Annotated in this window: 5 protein-coding genes; all 5 read right to left on the bottom strand. The window is 68.2% G+C overall.

What is annotated here, in order from left to right:
- Positions 1 to 577 precede the first annotated feature (577 nt).
- The 5 genes from A3IC_RS0128605 to A3IC_RS68980 are packed head-to-tail and all read right to left on the bottom strand — an operon-like array spanning position 578 to position 7082.
- Complete coding sequence (locus A3IC_RS0128605) at positions 578 to 1975, bottom strand: FAD-binding oxidoreductase (protein WP_026218855.1); 1398 nt, start codon at positions 1973 to 1975, stop codon at positions 578 to 580.
- 51 nt (positions 1976 to 2026) lie between these two features.
- Positions 2027 to 3214 (bottom strand): acyl-CoA dehydrogenase family protein, encoded by a 1188-nt coding sequence (locus tag A3IC_RS0128600; protein WP_020553500.1) that lies wholly within the window; start codon positions 3212 to 3214, stop codon positions 2027 to 2029.
- Positions 3198 to 4721 carry a cytochrome P450 gene (locus tag A3IC_RS0128595; RefSeq protein WP_158696135.1) on the bottom strand — a complete coding sequence of 508 codons (1524 nt, stop codon included), beginning with the start codon at positions 4719 to 4721 and terminating at the stop codon, positions 3198 to 3200. Before A3IC_RS0128595 ends, A3IC_RS0128600 begins: the two co-directional genes overlap by 17 nt.
- On the bottom strand, positions 4603 to 5955 hold the full coding sequence (locus tag A3IC_RS0128590) for a protoporphyrinogen/coproporphyrinogen oxidase (RefSeq protein ID WP_026218853.1): 1353 nt from the start codon (positions 5953 to 5955) through the stop codon (positions 4603 to 4605). The genes A3IC_RS0128595 and A3IC_RS0128590 overlap by 119 nt, the downstream gene beginning before the upstream one ends.
- A gap of 5 nt (positions 5956 to 5960) precedes the next feature.
- Positions 5961 to 7082, bottom strand: coding sequence for a terpene synthase family protein (locus A3IC_RS68980; protein ID WP_158696134.1), 1122 nt, complete (start codon positions 7080 to 7082; stop codon positions 5961 to 5963).
- Between the last annotated feature and the right edge of the window lie 332 nt (positions 7083 to 7414).

The following is a 7414-nucleotide window of genomic DNA, read 5'->3' as shown; positions in this document are numbered from 1 at the left end:
TGGTGGTGCACGCTCGCCCGGGTGTGCATCGCGCCGGGCATGTTGTGGGGGCCGATGACCCTGGCACTGACCTACGCCTACTACATGCGCCGCTGCCGCCCCACCACACGCCGCTGACGCTGCACACCGCCGCCACGCAGCGCCCACGCCNCANCGTCGAATCGGTCGGGGTCGGCACGACGTCTATCTGGTGTTCTCCTCAGGCAGCACGTCCGACTTCGTGAACGTCAATGGGTTCGCATTCACCAAATAGGTCCCGGCGGGACGGCGGGAGTCGAGGACAGGCTGCCGCCGTTCCGCCGCACCACCTGCCGGCGCAGCAGGCACCCATGAGCCACACGGGCGTTCTTCGCACCGCCCTGCGGCACGGAGATCACGGGTGAGCCACCCACCCGCCGAACATGAAGTCAAGCACTACCAGAGGCAACCAAACCGCAGGTCATCGCCATAACCTCGAGTCTCTGGCGAACCCGGAACGCTTCACGTTCCCCGAGCTCTACCGTTACGGAGGCCCGACGTCGGCCGTTGACCGCCGAGGCGGGAGAGCGCGGACAACCAAAGCCGGATGGCGGCGGTGCTACAACGGCGGAACGTTCTTGTTGAAGCGCAACAGGTTCTGCGGGTCCCAGGCGGTTTTGACCTCGACGAGCCGTGAGTACCGCTCCTCACCTCCCCAGGCGCTGCGCCGCCACTCCGGGCCGTTGTCCGTCGATAGGTTGATGTAGCAGTTGCCCCGCAGGTGCGGCGTCAGGTCCGCCCGGGCGTTGTCCAGCCAACCGTGGAACGTGTCGTCGTCGGCCGGGCTGTCCCATTCGGTGATGATCTCCCACATCCACGCGGCGCCCTCGCGGGAGAACGCGGCGGAGTCCTCGTCGAAGTCCTCGCTGATCGCCCCGCCCATGGCCCAGACGTTCTGCACGGCGCTGGGCAACATGGGGTGCACCGGTGCCGGGGCGTTCGCGGCGTTTCGGACGACGATCTCGATCACCGTGTCGCTGAGTTCGGCCAGGTATCCGCCCTTGGTGTAATAGCGGCGGCCGGACGGCGCGATGACGTCGAGCATCCGGTTCGCGGCCGACCACGGCATCGGCCCCACCGCCGTCGCCACCGGCGTGCCGAGCGCAACCACGTCCGATATCACCGGCTCCGCTTTCTCCTGCGGCCCGGTGTAGACGACCACGGGCATCAGCACATCGGCGCCGTGGAACTCCGGCGGCACCGGGGGCAGCGGCGGACATTTGGTCAGCACCGCGATGATCGCCAGTTCCCGTGGCGCCGTTGGTAGGTACTCACGGAGCGCTCCGAGGACGGCCGCGGCCTGGTCCAGCGGAAAGACGATGAACCCCGCACTCACCAAAGGCGGGAGCGGCTTCGCCTGGAACTCGAAGCCGGTGACGACGCCGAAGTTCCCGCCGCCGCCCCGCAGCGCCCAGAACAGGTCCGGGTTCTCGGTGGCACTGGCCGTGACGCGGCGGCCGTCGAGCGCCACCATGTCGCAGGAGAGCAGATTGTCCACCGTGGCGCCGTAGCGGCGCATGTTGTAGCCGACGCCGCCGCCCAGAGTGAGGCCCGCGATCCCGGTGGAACTCACGGTGCCGGATGGCACGACCAGACCGTGTTTCTCCAGCGTGGCGTCCATGTCCGCCAACAACACACCCGCCCCGAGCCGCACGACGCCCGTCTCCGGCCGCACGTCGATGGTGTCGAGGCGAGTCAGGTCCAGAACGACGGCGCCGTCGGGCATCGCGGTGCCGTCGACGCCGTGCCCGCCGGCGCGGACCGCCAAGGGTGTTCCGGTCGCCGTGGCGTACCGCGCCACCGTGACCACATCCGCCTCGTCTTCGGCCCGCACGATCAGCGCGGGTGTCGCGTCGGCGACGTGCGCGTTGAATATGCACCGCGCGTCCGCGTAGCCGGCGTCTCCGGGCCTGTACACCGCACCTCGAAATGCCGACGGAAAGTCCTCGAACGACATGCTTGTCTCCTTCACCGGTGCCTTGGGGGTATCCACGCGTGCTGGGCTCGGCTAGAGGTACGGAACTCCGGGTTCCAGGCCGGCGAGCACTCGGCCGTGCAATTCGGCGATGCTGCTGTGCAGCAGGAAGGAGTGCAGGGCGAGTGCGTCGATGTCGCCCACGATCAGCGACAACGGATCCTTGAGCCCGATGGCGCTCGCGCCGGAGCCCTCCCGGACAACCGCTATCGCTTCCTGGCACAGCTTGGTCGCCCAGGCGGCGTCCGCCCGGCACCGCACGCGCAGCGCCGCGTTATCCGGGTCCTCGGTGACCAGGGGCACGGTTGCCACCGCTCGCTGTGCGTGGAACCGGGCCTGTTCCAGCTTCATCGACATGGTGTCGAGCTGCAGATGGGTCACGGTGGCCTCGGCCTGCCGTTCGTGTGGCGTATAGGTGATGCCGCGCCTGCGGATCCGCCGGCCGAAGAGGTCGACCGCCGCTCTCGCGAGGCCGAGTGGGGTGCCCGTTGCGCCGGTCACGAACAGCGGGATGAAGGGGATCGAGAAGTAGGGGTCGCCCGCGAGAGCCACCGAGCGGGGCGGGCCGGTCAGCGGCAGCACCCGGTGCTCGGGCACGAACGCGTCATCGACCGACAGCGTGGCGGACCCGGTGCCGGACAGCCCGGTGACCTCCCAATCGTCGGCACTCACCCAGTCCGATCGGGGAATCAGGAACTGCGCCGGCTGGGGGACATCGTCGATGACGAGGATCGACGACAGCAAAGCCCAGTCCGCGTGATGCTGTCCCGAGCAGAACCGCCAGGTTCCGGTCAGGCGATACCCGCCGCTCGCGGGGCCGGCCATGCCCTCCGGCTTGAACGCGGCGACGCTCTTGGGGGTGGCGGTGGCATAGACCTCGTCCTGCGCCTCGTCGGTGAACGCGCTGAGCATGTACAGGGCGGCGGCGTACACGCCTGTCACCCACGAGGTCGAGCCGCAGCCCCTGGCGAGCTCCTCCTGGATTCGGACGAAATCACCCAGCGGCACCTGGCTACCGCCTCTGGACCTGGGCGCCAGAGCGGTGACGAGTCCGGCCTCGGCCAGCGCGTGGACGACCTCGTCGGTGAGCCGCGCGAGTGCCCGCGACTTCGGCGCGTCGGCCAACAGCCGAGGAACCAGGTCGGCGGCGGCGCGGACCAGGTGTTCCGTTCCGCTGTCCGGGACGCACGGACCCGGTGGATTCTCAGGCTCGGTCGCCATCAGCGGTCTCCTCGGGTTCGAAGGGTTGTCGGCGGGACGGATGGGGCACGACGGTGACGTGGACGGCGTCGAGCCCCAGGGTGGGCGCCAGGACCGGGCGCGGCGGTTGATCGGAGGCCGGGCGAAGTTGCCACAGCTTGCTGATGGTTGCGACCGCGATCAACGCCTCCTGCCAGGCGATCGCTTCGCCGACGCAGATGTGTGCGCCTGCGCCGAAGGGCATGAACGCACCGTAGGGAAGGGCGGCGGCTCGCTCCGGCAGCCACCGCTCGGGATCGAATCGGTCGGGATCGGGGTAGAGGTCGGCCCGGCGGTGCAGCAGGTAAGGGCAGAAGAACACGGCGGCGCCGGCCGGGATGCGATGGCCGCCGAGATCGAGGTCCACGATGGCGCGGCGGGACATCAACGCGCCGGGCGGGTACATCCGCAGAATCTCGGTGACCACCCGCCCGGCGTACTCCAGCTCCGGCAGTCGTGCCTCGACGATCGGCAGCTCGTCGAGCACCCGGTCGGTCTCCGCGTGTAGTCGTCGCGCGATGTCAGGCTGCCACGCCAGGATGGCGCAGGCGTTGGCCAAAACCCCGGCGACCGTCTCGGAACCGGCGGACATCATGACCATCGCTTCGTTTCGGATTTCCTCGGCCGTCAGCGGCTGTCCGGTATCCGGATCGCGAGCCCGGATGAGCGCGGCCAGGACGCCGCCTTGGCCGCCGCTGCCGTTCCGATGGTTGGCGAGCCCGTCCTCGGTGATCTTCTTCAAGGTCGCCAAAGCGTGTTTGATCCGCCGGTTGTCGCGTGTCGGGAGCCGTTTCAGTACGCCGGTGGGGTCTGCCGTGTACTTGGCGATGCCGGTCAGCGCCACCGGCAACAGCTCGACGAACTCGGCCTCGGCCGCCGGGGGAATCGCGCCGGCGAACAACGTCCTGGCCATCACCATGAAGGAGTAGCGGCGCATCTGCGTGGCCATGTCGTAGACCTGTCCAGGCTGCCAGGACGACGCGAGTTCCATCGCCGTGTCGGCCATGATGGTCACGTTCGGGACGTAGGCCGGAGCGACGGCCCGCCGCCGCGCCCGATGCGCGCGCCCGATCAGGGTGCCGATGCTGACGCCGATGAGCTGCGCCAGGTTCTCGTACAGCGGCCCCTTGTCCAGGTTTTTGTCCTCGGCGGTGAGGAGCCGGCGGATCAGGCCGGGATGACTGATTACGTACGCCGGCTTCGGACCCAACCAGAGCACCGCGATATCGCCGCAGTCCCGGGCGGAATCCATCACCGCGAACGCGTCCTCGGCCATCTTCAGGGCGTGCCCGGCGAGCCATCGCCGGCCGGGGATCGTGCCCATGCTTGCCTGCGTCGGTGCGTTTCTCCGCGTCATGGTGTGTCCCCCCTCACCGGGCCGTCGAAGGGTTGGAATGTCTGGTGATGAGCCGGCGGGCGGCGCGTTCGCCGGAGGCCACACTGTTGTCCACGGTGGTGATGGCGAAATAGTCGCCGGCGAGCTGGACACGGCTGTCGGGGTCGAGCCCGGCAGTGAACTCGGCGAGGTCGCGGAACCCGCCCACGGGCCGAGCGACCGTACACGGGTCCCAGCGCCAGACGTAACCGTCGACAACGGTGTTCTCAACCCCGGGGAGTACCTCGTGCGTTGCCGCGATTGCCCTCGACAGCAACTGATCGTCGTCGGTGTCCCAATACTTGTCCGCCCAGTGTCGATGCCAGTAGATGGTGACCATCGCCGCACCGGGCGGAACTCGGCCCGGCGCCTTGTTGTGGTCGAGGATCACCACGTTGACGTCCGGGTGGGTGCGGTCGGGGACGGTGAGCCACATGGCCTGCTCGACTGGTGGTTTCGTGAGGGTCAAGGTGACGACGAGGCTCCGCGCGTAGGGCACCGTCGCGAGATACCCGCGTTGCTCGTCGCTGAACTGTGGAAGGAGCCCCGGGGCTTCGGTGGCGGGCACGGCCACCACCACCACGTCGGCGGACTCGGTCCGTTCGGCGGAACCCGGCCGATCCCACGTCACTGTGACCCCGGTGGCGTGCTCCTCGACGCTGGTCACCGCCGCCGACGTTTCCACCGAAACCTGCCGGGCCAGCCCTTCGGGCAGGAACCGGACGCCTTGATCGGAGTTGATGAAGTCGGCGCCGATCATGGTCTTCAGCAGCAGGAACAGGTTGACCACCGACAGTTCCTCGGGCGGGGTGAGATAGAAATCGCCGGTCAGCGGCTGAACGAAGTAGTCCATGGCCTCGACGGTGAGTGCCCGGCTCGCGTAGTCGGCGATCGTCTCGGTGTCGAGGCGGCCGAGCGCCTCGGTGAACGGCTGGTTGAGCGCCGCCCGGTGCCGATGGAGATCGGCCAGCACCTTGGCGAGCTTCAGTTTCGATCTCGGGCCGAGCAGTTTGGTGCGGAGCAGGTCGGTGCGTTTGCGGCTGTGGAGGTGGTGCACGCGCTCCGGGCGCGCAATGCCCATGACGTCACACGTCGGTTGCGTCAGGCCACTCAAGCCGGCGTCGGCGATGAGTCGAAGGGTGTGCCGGTAGGTCGTCGGCAGGACACTGGCGGCCGCGTCGATGCGGTAGCCCCCTTGGTCGACGGTGTGCATCCGACCGCCGACCCGATCCGCCCGCTCCAGGACCTTCACGTCGAAGCCCGCTTGGCGAAGCCTGAAAGCGGCGCTCAGTCCGGCGATCCCGCCGCCCACGACGATGGCCCGGCCGGGTGTTGTCGAGGTGGTCATGAAACTCACGCTTTCCGGCTGATGGTCGAGTCCTCGGCGAGCAGGTCGTCCAGATACTCCGGCGGCGAGGCCGAATGCTCGAACTCCAGGTAGCGGGCGGTTTCCTGCCCCCAGTCGACATGACCCCGCATCCAGGCTCTCAACATGTCGACGCAGCGAAGCGTTGTCGCCCGCAATTCGGTGGAGACCGCCAACGCGGTGAAAAGCCGGGGCAGGTCGGCCTCCGTGGCGAGGAATCGCTCGATCTCGCGACCGGTGCGGCTCCGCACCGCGGCCATGGCCTGGTCCAGTGCGAGGCCTTCCGCTTCGCGCACGACGGAAATCAGATTTTGGTGATCCCCGCGCGCGACCTCCTTCTCGAAGGTCATCAGGTCGTTGGTCCAACAGACCACGTTCGCCGCCGTGGTGAGAAGTCGCTGATAGGTGCGGCTGTAGTACAGGCCCGGCGGCAGGGTCGTGGACTCCACGAACTCGATGAGGTCGAACGAGGGGATGATCGCCCCGGCCTCGCGGCGCTGCTGGGGGAACGTGTCGGCGTCCGGGATCTGCCCTGCGCGGCGGTGTGCCGACTGCCACACGTAGGCCCTGAAGTAGTCGAGAACGTGGTGCTGGAACCGGCGCCGCCATTGCGGCGACATGTGTGCCCCGGCACGTCCGACCATGTCGCCGAGCGCAGCGCCGAACGGGTTGTCGGTGTTGCCGAAGCCGGACGAGCCGGGAACGACGACCGAGGTCAACGCCTGCTCCAGCGCCTCGGGATCCCAGCCGTAGGTCCCCTCGTCGTTGAGGTCGTCGAGGATGAACAGCCACGTCATCCAGTCGCCCAACAGGCACAGCGCGGAAAGGTCCGCGCTCGGATAGCAGTGCGCCGCCAGCGACCCGGGTCTGGTTCCGGCGAGCCGCCGACGGGCCTTCTCCGTTCGGATCAGGCCGTGGTCCAGCGCCCACGCAATCGCGTGGCTATCGGCCTGCGCGCCAAGGGAGTTGACGGAAGAGACGATTCGGTCAAGCTGTTCCGGAAGTACAACGGACATTACGTGCTCTCTGAATCCGTAGGGGCGGCTCACGTCACGCCAGATCGCATCGGAAATGTCATGCATGGGCGCCGTGGGGTTCTTCGTCGCCATGCGGGTTCCGCGGTGCCACCGAAATTCGGTTGGGTTTTCCTCGGCGGTCGGTCGGAGGTGCGGCCCGTGGAGGGGACCGTTCGCCGAGTACGGCCGGAAACGGGTGGCCTCGATGTCCGTGAGGAACCGACGCGACTGCCCGTACCGAACGGCTCGCCTTGCGGGCCGATCGCGGCGGCGGTTCGGATACCGCTACCGCCGGCAAGGAGCGTACGCAGGCGTCCTCAACCGCCGGATCCTGTGCGCAAGCCTTGCTGTACGCCCCGAAGCGGTCTGACCTGTAGACCTGAAGGCGTGATGCGATGTCGCGGCAGACCCCGGAGCGAACTCCT

It is taken from the genome of Embleya scabrispora DSM 41855, from assembly GCF_000372745.1.
GTDB lineage: Bacteria > Actinomycetota > Actinomycetes > Streptomycetales > Streptomycetaceae > Embleya > Embleya scabrispora.
This window is presented reverse-complemented; position numbering and strand designations above follow the sequence as displayed.

Bases quoted from the DNA above. Each gene is read 5' to 3' on its own strand.
- A3IC_RS0128605 (WP_026218855.1), bottom strand. From the start codon at position 1,975: ATGTCGTTCGAGGACTTTCCGTCGGCATTTCGAGGTGCGGTGTACAGG.
- A3IC_RS0128600 (WP_020553500.1), bottom strand. From the start codon at position 3,214: ATGGCGACCGAGCCTGAGAATCCACCGGGTCCGTGCGTCCCGGACAGC.
- A3IC_RS0128590 (WP_026218853.1), bottom strand. From the start codon at position 5,955: ATGACCACCTCGACAACACCCGGCCGGGCCATCGTCGTGGGCGGCGGG.
- A3IC_RS68980 (WP_158696134.1), bottom strand. From the start codon at position 7,082: ATGGCGACGAAGAACCCCACGGCGCCCATGCATGACATTTCCGATGCG.